Here is a 14,346-nt window from a genome sequence, read left to right as displayed (position 1 = left end):
CCTGATGGCGGATGCCGAGTAGAATCGCGCCCTGAAAGAGATTCCTGAGGTGCGGCAAGGTGGATTTACAGCAGGGTTTTGTCCTGACCCGGCATTGGCGCGACACCCCGGCGGGCACGGAGGTCAGCTTCTGGCTGGCGACCGACCAGGGGCCGCGGTATATCCGTCTACCGGTACAGCCTTCGGTGATGTTTATTCCGCTGGCCCACCGCGAGCACGCGCAACGGGTGCTCAAGGGCGAGCGCGACGTGGAACTGCGCCCGCTGCAACTGTGTGATTTCCACCACCGCCCGGTCCTGGGCCTTTATACCCGTCAGCATCGCCAGGCGATGGACCTGGAAAAACGCCTGCGCCAGGCCGGCGTGGATGTCTACGAAGGCGATGTGCGCCCGCCCGAGCGCTATATGATGGAGCGCTTCATCACCGCGCCGGTGGCATTTGACGGCACCCCCGGCGAGGGCGGGATGTTGCTGGAGGCGCAGATGAAGCCCGCGCCCGACTACCGCCCGGCATTGAAACTGGTGTCGCTGGATATCGAAACCACCGCGCGCGGCGAGCTGTACTCCATCGCCCTGGAAGGTTGTGGCGAGCGCCAGGTGTACATGCTCGGCCCGCCGAACAAAACCTGCGCGGTGGATTTCAAGCTCGAATACTGCGACAGCCGCGCCCAACTGCTGGAGCGCCTCAACCAGTGGCTGGCGCAACACGACCCCGACGCGATCATCGGCTGGAACCTGGTGCAGTTCGACCTGCGGGTCCTCCACGAGCATGCCCAACGCCTTAACGTGCCATTGCTGCTCGGCCGTGGCGGCGAGGCCATGGCCTGGCGCGAGCACGGCAGCCGCAACCATTACTTCGCCGCCGCTGCCGGCCGGCTGATCATTGATGGTATCGAGGCCCTGCGCTCGGCGACCTGGACCTTTGAGTCATTCAGCCTGGAAAACGTCGCCCAGACCCTGCTGGGGGAAGGCAAGTCGATCTCCACGCCCTACCAGCGCATGGACGAGATCAACCGCATGTTCGCCGAGGACAAGCCCGCCCTGGCGCGCTATAACCTCAAGGACTGCGAGCTGGTGACGCGGATTTTCGCAAAGACCGAGCTGCTCAAGTTCCTTCTGGAGCGGGCCAGCGTCACCGGCCTGCCGGCGGATCGCAACGGTGGTTCGGTGGCGGCGTTCACCCACTTGTACATGCCGTTGATGCATCGCCAGGGCTTTGTCGCGCCCAACCTGGGGGACAAGCCGCCCCAGGCCAGCCCCGGCGGTTTTGTCATGGACTCGCGGCCGGGGCTGTACGAGTCGGTGCTGGTGCTGGACTACAAAAGTCTGTATCCGTCGATCATCCGCAGCTTCCTGATCGACCCCGTGGGCCTCATCGAAGGCCTGCGTCACCCCGACGACAACGAGTCGGTGGAAGGCTTTCGCGGTGCGCGCTTTTCCCGCACCCGGCATTGCCTGCCGTCGATTGTGGCGCGGGTCTCCGAAGGCCGCGAGGTGGCCAAACGCGAGCATAACGCGCCGTTGTCCCAGGCCCTGAAGATCATCATGAATGCCTTCTACGGCGTGCTCGGTTCTAGCGGTTGTCGGTTTTTCGACACGCGGCTGGCGTCGTCGATCACCCTGCGCGGTCATCAGATCATGCGCCAGACCCGCGAACTGGTCGAAGCCCAGGGTTATGAAGTGATCTATGGCGATACCGACTCCACGTTTGTCTGGCTCGGCAGTGCCCATTCCCAGGAGGATGCCACGCGCATCGGCCAGGACCTGGTACAACACGTCAACCAATGGTGGCGCGAACGCCTGCACAACGAATTCGGCCTGCAAAGCGCCCTCGAACTGCAGTACGAAACCCACTTCAGCCGCTTCCTGATGCCGACCATTCGTGGGGCGGAGGAGGGCAGCAAGAAACGGTATGCCGGCTTGGTGACCCGTGCTGATGGCAGTGAAGAGATGATCTACAAAGGCCTGGAGACTGTGCGTAGCGACTGGTCGCCCCTGGCCCGCCAATTCCAGCAGGAGTTGTACCAGCGCATCTTCCACCGCCAGCCCCACCAGGATTATGTGCGTGACTACGTGCGCCGCACCCTCAGTGGCGAGTTCGATGAGCTGCTGATCTACCGCAAACGCCTGCGCCGGCAACTGGGCGACTACGAGCGCAACGTGCCGCCCCATGTGCGGGCCGCGCGCCTGGCGGATGAATACAACGACCGCCAGGGCCGCCCACGCCAGTATCAGAACGGTGGCTGGATTCGCTACGTGATCACCGTCAACGGCCCCGAGCCCCTGGAAGTGCGCCAGGCGCCAATTGACTACGACCACTACGTAACCCGGCAATTGCAGCCGGTGGCCGATGCGATCCTGCCGTTTGTCGATGATGATTTCAGCACCCTGGTCGGTGGTCAGATGGGCTTGTTTTAACCCCGGGAAAACGTTTCACTCTGGACGCTGAGTCTCCAGGAGCAATGCCCATGTACACGCTCTACGGCACGCAAAGTTCTGGTTCATGCATCGTCGAAATCGCCCTGCAACGCTGCGGCGTGCCGTGGCAGCAGGTCGATGCCAGCCCCTGGGGTGACGGGGCGGGGATGGAGGCCCTTGGGCAGATCAACCCGCTGCGGCAGATCCCCACCCTGCAACTGCCCGACGGCAGCGTGTTGACGGAAAGCGCGGCGATCCTGATTCATCTGGGCCTGGCGTATCCGGCCAGCGATTTTCTGTCCGGTCACCGTGCGCAGATCATTCGCGGCCTGGTGTATATCGCCGCCAACTGCTACTCGGCGATCACCATCATCGACTACCCGCAACGCTTTCTCGCCGACGCCGACGAGACGGTGCAGGCGCAACTGATCGCGGGCACCCAGCAGAAACTGCACCGGACCTGGCAGGTATTTGCCGAGCAATTTGCCGGGCAACTCTTTACCCCGCAGGGGCTGCCCAATGCCCTGGGCATCATGGCGGCGGCGGTGTCCCGCTGGGAGGGGGGACGCGATGTCCTGCGACACTCCCACCCTGCATGCGCCCAGGCCCTGGCGCGGGTGGACGCCGACCCGCAGGTGGCCCCGGTGTTCGCCTGGCACTGGCCGGATTGGCCTGAGGAGTGAGCCTTGGCAATCAGAAGAAACAATGAGCCTCGAAGCACCTCGAGCCCTTGCGTCACGGGCGTCCTGGCCTACTCTTTCTGATAGTCGCGTAGGAATCATCCTTGAAATTGACTGTCGCAGACATGAAACTCAAAAACTCTGCATGGAATTGGAAGGAGGTACGCATGCTCGTCCGGTCGCTGACCCTGGCTACCTTGATGGCGTTTACGGGGCCGTTGTTGGCTGCGGATAACCGAGGCCCGCTGGAACAGGATCAAGGCAAATTCCGCCCGCTGATCGTGATTGCACCCAGCTCCATAGACCCGACTCAGGTCCAGCTCAAGAAAGATCTTGAACAGCCTGAGAACAAACAGAAGTTCACCGAGCGCAACATGGTGCTCTACACCGTGAACTACACGAGCATCGGCACCGTCGGCCAGCGTGACGGCAAGGACCTCGGCGCCCAGGACACCAATGCGTTGATCCGCGCCTTGAAGCTGGGTGCCAGTGCCGGCACCAAAGTAATCCTGGTGGGCAAGGACGGCGAGAAGAAAGTCGAAAAGACCGTGCCACCCGATACCCTTGACCTTGCAGAGTTCTTTGCGGCTGTCGACAAGATGCCCATGGCAGAAAAAGAAGCCGCCGCCCCCGCCGAGCCTGAACCCGCCGCCCCGGCAGCGAGCAAGCCTGGCGCCAAAGCCAAGCCTGGCAAGCACGCGCCGCAACCGCTGGAAGATTGATGCTCCTCGCTGGCACCTACAGGGGAGGTGCCAGCGATCCCTACAAGTCGTATGGCACTTGCAGGCATTGCGCCATGAAGCATATGATAACCGTTATCATTTACGGCTTACCTTCTGCGCGCGCCCTCCATGCCCCCGACCCCTGCGACAAGCCCTACTGACCTGGCCACGCTGTATCAGCAGCAACATCGCTGGCTGCAGCACTGGCTGTGGCGTCGCCTGAACTGTTCGCAGAGCGCCGCCGACCTGGCCCAGGACACGTTCCTGCGTCTGCTGGCCAAGAACCAACCCCTTGAAGTCCAGGCGCCCCGCAGCTTTCTGGCGAAAGTCGCACAAAGCGTGTTATCCAATCACTTTCGTCGGCAAAAGCTGGAAAAGGCCTACCTGCAAGCCCTGGCGCTGTTACCGGAAGACGTGGCGCCCAGCGCCGAAACGCAGTGGCTGCTCCTGGAAACCCTGATGGCCCTCGACGAAGTGCTCAGCCGCCTGGCATTACCGGTGCGCCAGGCCTTCCTCTGGTCGCAACTCGACGGCTTGAGCCACGGCGAGATTGCCGAGCGCCTGGGCACCAGCATCACCACGGTCAAGCGCTACATCGTCAAGGCCGGCGCCCAGTGCATTGTGCTCGACAGCCAGCGCCCATGAATCCGTTGCCCCTGACCCTGGAAGCCGCCGAGCAGGCCATGCACTGGCAATTGGAGTTGCAGGCGCCGGATGTCACCGAACAGACCCGCGCCCAGTGGCTGGCGTGGCGCCAATTGGATCCGCTCAACGAGCAGGCCTGGCAGCATTCCCAGCGATTTTTCCAGCGTATGCACGAGGTGCGCGACCCGGCACACCAGGCGCTGGTCAGCGCCACCCTGTCGCCGGCGATATCCCGGCGTCGGGTGATTAAAAACCTGGCCCTGTTGCTGGCGGCCGGCAGTGTGGCGTGGACCGCCAGGGACGCCGGCCTGCTGCAACCCTGGACCAGCGATTTCAGCACCTCGGTCGGTGAGCAATGGCGCATCGAACTGGCGGACAACAGCGAAATCCAGCTCAATACCGACACCGCCGTCGATGTGAATTACCGCCCCGAGCAGCGCCAGATCCATCTGTTGCGCGGGGAGATCCTGGTGCTGCCCAACCCGTTGGACGCCCGCCCGCTGTGGGTGAAAACCGCCGAAGGCCTGATCCATGTCACAGGCGGGCGCTTCAGCGTGCGCCAGCGTGAGGGTTTTACCCAGTTGGGGGCTGACCAGCAGCCGCTGGCGGCGCAGATTCCAGCGCGCAACCTGAGCCTGCAACCCGGCGAAATCATCAGCTTTGACCCGCAGACCCTGCTGGCGCGGCGCCCCCAGCGCGCCGGCGAACTGGCTTGGAGCCGCGGCATGATCGTCGCTGAGGGCCTGCGCCTGGAAGATTTCCTCAAGGAACTGAGCCGCTACCGGCGCGGGCATCTGGACTGTGACCCGAGCGTGCGCGAACTGCGGGTGTCCGGCACCTATCCACTGGCCGACACCGACCGCATTCTGGTGGCGCTGCAACAGACCCTCAAGCTGGATGTGCAGCATTTCACGCGCTTATGGGTGACGTTGAAACCGCGGCGGGCGCAGGTATGAATTTATTTCACATGCAGGTGGTCCGTTTCCGAATCTCACGAGACTTATATCCCCAGACACTCACTTATCTGGGGAACAGGGCATGCACCCGCAACGCACCATCCGGGCAACACTGAAAAAATCACTGGCCGTGGCCGTCGTCCGTGGCATCGCCAGCTTCGGCGTGGCCGCGCCGTTGCTGCTGGCGCCGGCCTGGGCCATGGCCGCGCCACAGCAGGAGTTCGATATTGCCCCTGGCTCACTGGCCGGCGCGTTGAACCAGTTTGGCCAGGCCGCGCAGATCCTGCTGTCCTACCCGGCCGCGCTCACGCAAGGGCAGACCAGCCCGGGCCTGCAAGGGCGGCATGATCTCGACAGCGGTCTGGCGATCCTGCTCAGTAACAGCTCGTTGCAAGCCGTGCGCGGCAGTGGCGGTAACTATTCCCTGGAGCCCCGGCCTACCGACGGCGCATTGCAACTGGGTACCGTGTCGATCTCCGGCAAGGCGCCGGGGTCGACCACCGAAGGCACCGGTTCCTACACCACGCAGTCGTCCAGCAGCTCCACCCGCCTGAACCTGACCCCGAGGGAAACCCCGCAATCGCTGACCGTCATGACCCGCCAGCGCCTGGATGACCAGCGCCTGACCAACCTGTCGGATACCCTGGATGCCACCCCCGGAATCATCGTGTTGCGTGATGGCCTGGGGGCGGAAAGCGATAGCTATTTCTCCCGTGGTTTCCAGATCCAGAACTTCGAAATCGACGGTGTGCCTACCGTTGCGCGCATGGACAACTACACCCAGAGCATGGCGATGTACGACCGGGTGGAAGTGGTGCGCGGCGCCACCGGTTTGATCAGCGGCATGGGCAACCCCTCGGCCACCATCAACCTGATCCGCAAGCGCCCGACGGCCGAGGCGCGGGCCAGTGTCACCGCTGAAGCGGGCAACTGGGACCGCTACGGCAGTGGCCTCGACGTGTCCGGCCCGTTGACCGAAACCGGCAATGTGCGCGGGCGCCTGGTGGCCGACTACAAGACCGAACATGCCTGGGTCGACCGCTACAAGCAGCAGACCCAATTGCTGTACGGCATCACTGAATTCGACCTGACCGAAGACACCTTGCTGACCCTGGGCTTCAGCTACCTGCGTACCGACGTCGATGCCCCGGCGCGCTCCGGTTTACCTACGCGCTTTACCGACGGTTCGCGCAGCAACCTCAGTCGCTCCCTGAATACTGCGCCGGCCTGGTCCTATAACGACCATGAGCAGACCAGCTTCTTCACCTCCATCGAGCAGAAGTTCGACAGCGGCTGGAGCGCCAAGGTCGAGTTCACCCATTCGCAAAACAAGTTCGATGAGGTGTTCAACTACGTCAACGGCAGCCTCAACAGCGATGGCAGCGGCACCACGCAGTTGCCGGTGCGCTTCTCCGGTACGCCGCGCCAGGACAACCTCGACCTGTACGCCACCGGGCCGTTCGACCTGCTGGGCCGCGAGCACGAGTTGATCGCCGGCGTGACCCTGTCCAAATACAAGGAAAACGTGCCCAGCCATGGCGGCTGGAACTACGCGTATTCCGGCTCCCCGGCGGGCGCCATCGACAACCTGTTCAACTGGGACGGGCACTCGGCCAAGCCGGACTTCCCGCTGACCGGCAAATCCTCGGTGGATGAAAGCCAATACGCCGCTTACCTGAGCACCCGCCTGCGCATGACCGATGACCTGAGCGTGATCCTCGGCAGCCGTGTCATCGACTGGAAGCGCGAAACCGCAGACAGCCCCTATGGCGGCGTCGCCACCCGCACCGATGAGTCGGAAACCGGCGTGTACATTCCCTATGCCGGCGTGGTCTACGACCTGACTGACAACTGGTCGGCTTATGCCAGCTACACCAAGATCTTCAACCCCCAGGCCAGTTGGGTGCGCGATATCAACAACAAGGCCCTGGAACCCATGGAAGGCAAGGGCTACGAGTTGGGCTTGAAGGGGAGTTTCTTCGACGAAAAACTCAACACCAGCCTGGCGCTGTTCAAGCTGGAACAGGACAACCTAGCGATCTGGATCGACACCCCGGGCGGCAATACTTATCGCAACGAGAAGGGCACCACTACCGAGGGCGTCGAGCTGGAACTCAACGGTGAGTTGGCTGAAGGCTGGCAAGCCTCCGCGGGCTACGCCTATGCGGTCAGTACCGATGCCGACGACAAACGCATCGTCACCACCTTGCCGCGCCAGAGCCTGAAAACCTTCACCACTTACCGTCTGCCGGGGGCCTTGAACAAAGTGACGGTTGGCGGCGGGGTGAACTGGCAGAGCAAGGTTGGTGAGGACCTGCACACGTTCAGCCAGGGCAGCTACGCCATCACCAACCTGCTGCTGCGCTACGACGTGACGCCGCAGTTGAGTACGTCGGTCAACCTCAACAACCTGTTTGACCGTGAGTATTTCAGCTATGCCGGTAACCATGGGATGTATGGTGCGCCGCGCAACCTGATGACCAGCGTCAAGTACGACTTCTAGACCTGCCCACTATCCCAGGTGGGAGCAAGCCAGCTCCCACATTCGCATTGTGGTATGGCCAAAACTCTATGCCCGGCAGAGCCCCTCCCTGTGGGAGCGGGCTTGCCCGCGATAGCGGTAGTTCAGGCACCATTTCTGCTAGCTGACACACCGCCATCGCAGGCAAGCCAGCTCCCACATTCGCATTGTGGTGTGGCTAAAATTCCATGCCCGGCAGAGCCCCCCCCACTGTGGGAGCGGGCTTGCCCGCGATAGCGGTAGTTCAGGCACCATTTCTGCTAGCTGACACACCGCCATCGCAGGCAAGCCAGCTCCCACATTTGCATTGTGGTGCGGCCAAAACTCTATGCCCGGCAGAGCCCCCCTGTGGGAGCGGGCTTGCCCGCGATAGCGGTAGTTCAGGCACCATTTCTGCTAGCTGACACACCGCCATCGCAGTCAGCACCTCCGCGCGCTGGCTTTTGCTATGCCTTTGCTTTCGCAGCTCAAGCCTTCCACGGCTTGAACCACAGCCCCAATCCCACCAGTACCCCGGCGCCCGCCAAGGTACTCAAACCCAACTGCCAGCCATCGTTATGCAGCGGGTGCAGCACCAGCGCCGCCACGCCCAGCAACACCACACTCAAGCCCCACTGCAACGGCCAGCCCAGTTGCCCGAGCAGGTGTTGGCGTTGCATCAGCAGCAGGTTGGTGACGATCACCCCACCCAGGGCCGCCAAGGCAATGCCTGGCAGGCCGAAGAAGTACGGCAGCAATACCAACAGGCCGGCGTTGACCAGGCTGCCCAGCAGTTCACATTTGAGTGGCAGGCGTGTGTCGCCGCTGGCGTAGGCATAGCGTGCGAGCATGGCGTTCCAGGCGCCGAACACCAGGGGTGTGGCGAACCAGGCGAGCAGGGCGGGCAGCGGGCCGTCGGCGCTTTGCGCGGGCATCAGCAGGTGAATCAGCACCGGGCTGGCGCCAATCAGGCCGAGGGCGGCGGGCAGGCTCAGCAGGGTGGCGGCGTCCAGGCCACGGCGCAGCAAGGCCAGGCGTTGTTGGCCTTGTTCACCGCTCATCATCCCCAGCAATACCTGGTTGAGGCTCATCAGCGCAATCAGCGGCAGGTTGATCAGCTTGCGCGCCAGGTTGACCCAGGTCACCGCACCTTCGCCCAGGTAGCTGGCGATCAGCCGTTCGAGCAAGGCCAGGCCCTGGCTGGCGAGATTGCTCGCCAACAGCGGGCCGATACGCCCCAGCAGTTCGCGGCCGGCCAGGGCATCACCCTTGACTTGCCAGGGGCGCCAGCCGAACGACCAGACCGGTGCCAGCAAGGGCAGGCACATCAACACACTGCCGGCAAAAAAACACATTGCCAGTTCCGCGCTGTCGCTGGCCGTGCCGCGGATAAACAGGTACAGCACCGGCGGCAGGTTGAACAGCAGCGAGCCCAGCCCCGGCAGCACAAAGCGCTGGCGCGCCTGCAACGGAATACTGAACAGGCCATGCATCACCAGCCCCGGCGCACAGGCGGCCAGCCAGCGCAGATTGGCGGCGGCCTGGTCGTGGGCTGCGGCGTCCAGCCCCGGGCCGATCAGGCGTACCCACAGCGGCGCGCCCAGGGCCAGCAGGGCGAACAGGCCCAGGCCGACGCCGAGCAGGCGCGGCGACAGGCTGGCCAACCAGGCTTGCTGGCGTTGCGCATCCCGTTGTTGATAGAGGGGCAGGGCCGCAGCGGCGAGCAAACCGGCGGCCAGGGTCATGCGCAGCGCCTCGGGTAAAAACACCGCCACCAGAAACCCGTCGCTACGGCTGCCCGCGCCCCAGGCTGCGACCAGCAGCCATTCCCGGGCAAAGCCGGCCACCAGCCCGGCGAGGGTCGCCAGGGTCAGCCACAGGGTGCTGCCGAACATCAGTGGAACAGGGTGAACAGGCCCTTGCCACCCACCTTGTAGTTCAGCCCCCGAACGCGTTCGCCCATGACTTTGGCACCGGTGCCGCCGACAATTTTGTACGGCGCGACGGTTTTCGCCACCACGGTATTGGCAGTCACCACCGAGCCTTCGCACAGGTGGGTGCCGAAACCGATCAGCGCACGGCTGCCGATCCACACATAGTCGTCGATATAAATCGCCCCGGAAATCGACCAGAACTCCGGCGCCTGCAAGTCATGGCTGCCGGCGATGATCAGCACATGGGAGGCAATCGCCACATGGTTGCCGATTACCAGCCCAGAGCGTGCATCCACCTGGCAATGCCAGCCGATCACCGTGTCGTCGCCGACCCTCAGGTTGTGGATGCCCAGCACCTCAGTGTTGCGCCACAGGCTCGACCCCTTGCCGATCTTCGCGCCGCCCAGGCGCAGCCAGCCGATGCGTATGTGGTGGCTGGGGATCTTGTTGATCAGGATGTTGTAGGCCATGTCCCAGGCACTGCGCCAGCGGTCCTTGAGGGTTGCCCAGTTCTTGCCATAAATCGGCAGGAACTGCGCCGGGACATCCTGTTTCATGCGATGGAACAGCCGACGTGCCACCGGATGCTCGATGGTCGGTTCCACATCGAAAGAGGTCATCCAGAAGCGCTTGTTCTCGCCTTCGCCCTCTTCAAAAACCACCTCGTTGGCCAGGCACCAGGCCAGGCCGTCCTGCAAGTCTTCCAGGCTTGCACCAAGTTCGCTGGCCAGGGCGGGCAGGCGGTCACGCAGGTCGGGGGAGTGAATAGTGCGATGTTTCATGGTCGGTCATCCTTTGGCACGGAAACAGGAGCAGTAATGGTCGGGCTCAGGCGCACCTGTTGCAGGCTGATGCCCATCAACAGCCAGAACAGCGCGATCAATACAAAGGTGAAGCTGAAGTAGTGGTCGAAAATCCCGGTCAGCAGCGCCGCCAGCACGCCGCACACGCAACCCAGCCACAGGGCGTTGTCGGCGGTGACCTTGCGCACCATCCCTAATGGCCGCACTTCTCGCCACCACAGCACGGTGACGGCGATGAACAGCAGCATCCCCGGAACACCAATCTTGTAGATGAAGTTCAGCCACAGGTTGGAAATCCCCAGCAAGTTGCTGCCCGGCACCGGTGGGTCGATCTTGAAACCGATCCCCAACGGGTACTTGGCCATTACATCGGGGAACCCGGCGTACTCGTCGAAACGGATCTCGGTACTGGCGTTGGTGGTCGAGAACATCGTCATCAAACGGTCCTGCAGCGGCGGATAGAACAGCACCAGGGCGATCACAAAAGCCGCGCCGATACCGATGATCCGCCCGCTGTGAGGCACGCGCTTGTAGGTCAGCCAGATCAGGATCAGCGCCAGGGCCACAATCGCGCCCCGGGAGATACTCAGCAGCAGGCCGGCGCAACCCAGTACCGCCACTGCCAGGCCCAGGGCGCGGCGCCAGCCGCTGCGGGTCCAGCCGTAGAACAGCGCCAGCGGGATAAACAGCACCAGCACGCCACCGGTCAGGTTCGGGTGAACCCAGGGCGAGGCCATGCGCTTGTAGTTGGCTGAGAAGATGTCCTTCACCGCCTCCGGGTGGGCGTACTTGAGGTCGGTGAGAATGTCGATCATCGACATCGCGTTGCGCGTCTTGAGGAACATGAAAATCGACAGCAACAGCATCGCCAGGTTGCCCAGCAGCAGGGCGACCACCACCTTGTCGCGGTCGGCATCGGTGCGCAGCAGCAGCGGCACGATAAACAGCAGCGACAGGTTCATCAGCCAGCGCACCCAGTTCACCGGGCCGTTGCCCTCGGCGTGGATGATGATCATGCCCCAGATAAACGGGATGGTGCTGAACAGCATCAGCCACATTAACGCCCGTTCCGTGGGGCGCCAGACCATGAAACCGCGGGTCTTGCCGATAAACGATTGCCAGAACACGCCGGCCCAGGTCAGGCCCAGCACCGCCTCGCTGATGGTGGTGCGGATCCCCAGTTGCAAGGTGGTGTAGGGAATGCTGGTGGCCAAGACGGCAAAGATCAGCAAGCCCCACAGCGGTTTGCGGATCAGGGTCAGCGCCACGCCCAGGCCGACCACGATCATAAAGACCTTCATCGGCGGCAGTGCCAACAGCAGGCCGCCGAAGACCAGGCCCAGGAGCAGACTAACGAGTTTTCCTGGCAGCATTAGCGGTTCAATTCCTTGAGCAGTTTATCCAGGCGCAGGCGATAGGCCGGTTCGGCAAATTGCCGGGCCCATGTGCGTTGCAGTTCGGGGTCGACCGTGCCCCCCGGTGCAGCCAGTGACACCATCAACGTTTGCAGTTGACCGGCGTCGTCGGGGGCAAAACGCTGTGCGGTGGGCGGCGCCACTTCATCCAGGGCCGAGCCACGGGCAACCGCGACCGGCGTGCCGACACTCAGCGCTTCCACCACCGGCAAACCAAACCCTTCGGCATAGGACGGCTGCCACAGGTACGCGGCATGCCGGTACAGCGCCTGCAACTGGCCGTCGGACAAGCCACTGCGCCAATGTAGGCCGGGCAACTCGCCCAGGGACGCCGGCACATCGCTGGCGTGGCCGACCAGTACCAGGTCGGGCACGTTCGGGTCCTGGGCGCGGCTGGCCTGCCATTGCGCCAGGAAAAACGCCATGTTCTTGCGCGGCTCACGGGTACCCACCACCAGCCAGTAGCGCGGCGGAATGCCTTCGGGCAACGGCTCGGGGGCCTCGGTGAACTCCGGCACCAGGTTATTCAACACGCGGAACTTGGCCCGCGCCCAGGGAAACAGGCGCGCAGCCTCATCGCACGAGAACTGCGACGGGCACCACACCCGGTCGGCTTGCCACACCGACCAGGCAATCGACGCGCCGTCGATCAGGCGGTAGGCCAGGGCCTTGAGGCGGGAGCGATGGAAGTTGCGGTGGGTCAGTTGAAACAGGTCATGCAGCACCAGTACATAGCGGGTGCCGGCGGGTTTGCGGCACAAGGGCAGGCCCATATTGGCCGTGGCGATGTACAGGTCGATCTGCTGTTGGTGGATTTCCCGGGGCAGGAAGCCGCGCTCGAAGCGCCAGCGCACCTGAGGCCGTTGCAGGCCCTCCAGGGTGCTGGCCCAGGTCGGGCAAACCGCCGTGTCGCGCTGGGGATGATCAAGCGGCGCTTCGGTAAACAGCACCACTTCAGTGTTGTCCCGGGCGCGCAAGGCGTGTTCCAGGGCCAGCACCTGGCGGGCGATGCCCGACGAAGGCGCGACCGTGGCCGGGCGGTAATCCAGGGCTACGCGCATGCTTGAGGCTCCTGTTGGGTGGGCAAGGTGCGGTAGATCTGCTCCAGTTCATTACCGGCCACCGCCCAGTCGTGATGGTTGCGCGCATAGTCGCGCGCAGCCTGCGCCAGTTGGCGGGCCAGCGTCGGTTCGTCCAGCAGGCGCACAATCCCATCGGCCAGGGCCTCGGCGCTTTCGCCGGCCAGGTAATGCACCTGCGGCTCAACCGCCAGCCCGGACACACCCTGGGCGGTGCTCACCAGCGGCAGGCCGGCGGCCATTGCCTCCAGCACTTTGAGTTTGGAGCCGCCGCCATGGCGCAGCGCGGCGACAAACCCTGCACAGCGGCGCTGCAACGCGGTGAGGTCGGGAACAAAACCCTGCCATTCAATACGATCGTCCACCCAGCGCTCGCGCCAGTGTGTGGGCAAGCCGAAGCCGGCCACCGCCAGGCGGGCGTTGGGGCATTGCAACCAGACCCGCGGGAAGATGTCGTCGAGCAGCCACTGCACCGCGTCCAGGTTCGGCGCGTATTCGTAGTTGCCGACAAACAACAGGCGCTGGCTCTGCGGGGCGGCGCTGACGTCGCTGAATGCGCGGCTGTCGACCCCATTGACCACCACGCTCACCGGGGTCTTGGTCAGTTGCCCGATAGCCTGGGCATCGGCCTGGGTCACGGCAACCACATGGCACGCCGCGTCAAACGCCTTGCGCTCCCACTGCTGGCAGCGCCACTGGTCGTAGCGCACGAACGGCGCGGCCCATTTTGGAAAGCGGTCATAGGTGGCGCCGCCCAAGCTCGATTCCAAGTTGTGCTCGGTGAGCACGAAATCCCGCGCTTGCTGCTGCAAGAGGGTGAAGTACGGTTGCAGGCTGTAGCTATGCTCGACCTGGATCACATCCCAGGTTTCCTTCAACAGTTCGCTAAAGCGCGCCTGCAGCACCGGCGACAGGCCGTTGACCGTGGTCAGCAGCGGCCAGGGCGCAAACACCCCGGCGAGCAGGGTCATGGGGTGTTTCAGGGCCCGGCGCGGCACCACGATCAGGCGCTCGAGCAAGGGCTCCAGGGCCGCGTGCACAGCCGCATCGGCCGGCGTCTTCGATTGCACCAGCAAGGTGATGCGATGCCCACGCTCACTCAAGGTACGCAGCAAATGGTACTGCCGGGTCTTGCCGCCGCTGGTCGTCGGCCACGGCAGATAGGGCACAATCCACAGGATTCTCACGTGCAGCT

11 protein-coding genes are annotated in these 14,346 nt (G+C 63.6%); 6 read left to right on the top strand and 5 right to left on the bottom strand.

What is annotated here, in order from left to right; genetic code table 11:
- Positions 1-59: 59 nt before the first annotated feature.
- The 6 genes from PSFL_RS24325 (at position 60) to PSFL_RS24300 (ending at position 7,923) form a co-directional block, all read left to right on the top strand.
- Positions 60-2,417: a DNA polymerase II gene (locus tag PSFL_RS24325; protein WP_120732455.1), complete on the top strand. Its 2,358-nt coding sequence runs from the start codon at positions 60-62 to the stop codon at positions 2,415-2,417.
- Positions 2,418-2,467: 50 nt separating this feature from the next.
- Complete coding sequence (locus tag PSFL_RS24320) at positions 2,468-3,100, top strand: glutathione S-transferase N-terminal domain-containing protein (protein ID WP_397470587.1); 633 nt, start codon at positions 2,468-2,470, stop codon at positions 3,098-3,100.
- 164 nt (positions 3,101-3,264) lie between these two features.
- A complete protein-coding gene (locus PSFL_RS24315; RefSeq protein WP_115127899.1) occupies positions 3,265-3,819 on the top strand; it encodes a DUF4174 domain-containing protein in 555 nt (184 codons plus the stop codon).
- 129 nt (positions 3,820-3,948) lie between these two features.
- Positions 3,949-4,464: a sigma-70 family RNA polymerase sigma factor gene (locus PSFL_RS24310; RefSeq protein ID WP_115127900.1), complete on the top strand. Its 516-nt coding sequence runs from the start codon at positions 3,949-3,951 to the stop codon at positions 4,462-4,464.
- A complete protein-coding gene (locus tag PSFL_RS24305) occupies positions 4,461-5,420 on the top strand; it encodes a FecR domain-containing protein (RefSeq protein WP_115127901.1) in 960 nt (319 codons plus the stop codon). Before PSFL_RS24310 ends, PSFL_RS24305 begins: the two co-directional genes overlap by 4 nt.
- An 82-nt stretch (positions 5,421-5,502) precedes the next feature.
- Positions 5,503-7,923 carry a TonB-dependent siderophore receptor gene (locus tag PSFL_RS24300; protein WP_397470586.1) on the top strand — a complete coding sequence of 807 codons (2,421 nt, stop codon included), beginning with the start codon at positions 5,503-5,505 and terminating at the stop codon, positions 7,921-7,923.
- A gap of 485 nt (positions 7,924-8,408) precedes the next feature.
- On the opposite strand, the gene PSFL_RS24295 is transcribed toward PSFL_RS24300, so the two are convergent.
- The 5 genes from PSFL_RS24295 to PSFL_RS24275 are packed head-to-tail and all read right to left on the bottom strand — an operon-like array spanning position 8,409 to position 14,338.
- Positions 8,409-9,815 carry a lipid II flippase MurJ gene (locus PSFL_RS24295; protein WP_115127903.1) on the bottom strand — a complete coding sequence of 469 codons (1,407 nt, stop codon included), beginning with the start codon at positions 9,813-9,815 and terminating at the stop codon, positions 8,409-8,411.
- Entirely contained in the window at positions 9,815-10,636 is an 822-nt protein-coding gene (locus PSFL_RS24290; protein WP_057959055.1) for an acyltransferase, read from the bottom strand. The genes PSFL_RS24295 and PSFL_RS24290 overlap by 1 nt, the downstream gene beginning before the upstream one ends.
- Entirely contained in the window at positions 10,633-12,030 is a 1,398-nt protein-coding gene (locus tag PSFL_RS24285; RefSeq protein ID WP_273871648.1) for an O-antigen ligase, read from the bottom strand. Before PSFL_RS24285 ends, PSFL_RS24290 begins: the two co-directional genes overlap by 4 nt.
- Positions 12,030-13,133 (bottom strand): glycosyltransferase family 1 protein, encoded by a 1,104-nt coding sequence (locus PSFL_RS24280; RefSeq protein WP_198849348.1) that lies wholly within the window; start codon positions 13,131-13,133, stop codon positions 12,030-12,032. Before PSFL_RS24280 ends, PSFL_RS24285 begins: the two co-directional genes overlap by 1 nt.
- Positions 13,124-14,338: a glycosyltransferase family 4 protein gene (locus PSFL_RS24275; protein ID WP_397470585.1), complete on the bottom strand. Its 1,215-nt coding sequence runs from the start codon at positions 14,336-14,338 to the stop codon at positions 13,124-13,126. Before PSFL_RS24275 ends, PSFL_RS24280 begins: the two co-directional genes overlap by 10 nt.
- Positions 14,339-14,346 lie beyond the last annotated feature (8 nt).

The sequence above is a fragment of the Pseudomonas sp. DD1 genome, from assembly GCF_044510355.1.
GTDB classification, from domain to species: domain Bacteria; phylum Pseudomonadota; class Gammaproteobacteria; order Pseudomonadales; family Pseudomonadaceae; genus Aquipseudomonas; species Aquipseudomonas shahriarae.
The sequence above is the reverse complement of the archived record's forward strand: the minus strand, read 5'-3'. Positions and strand labels throughout refer to the sequence as shown.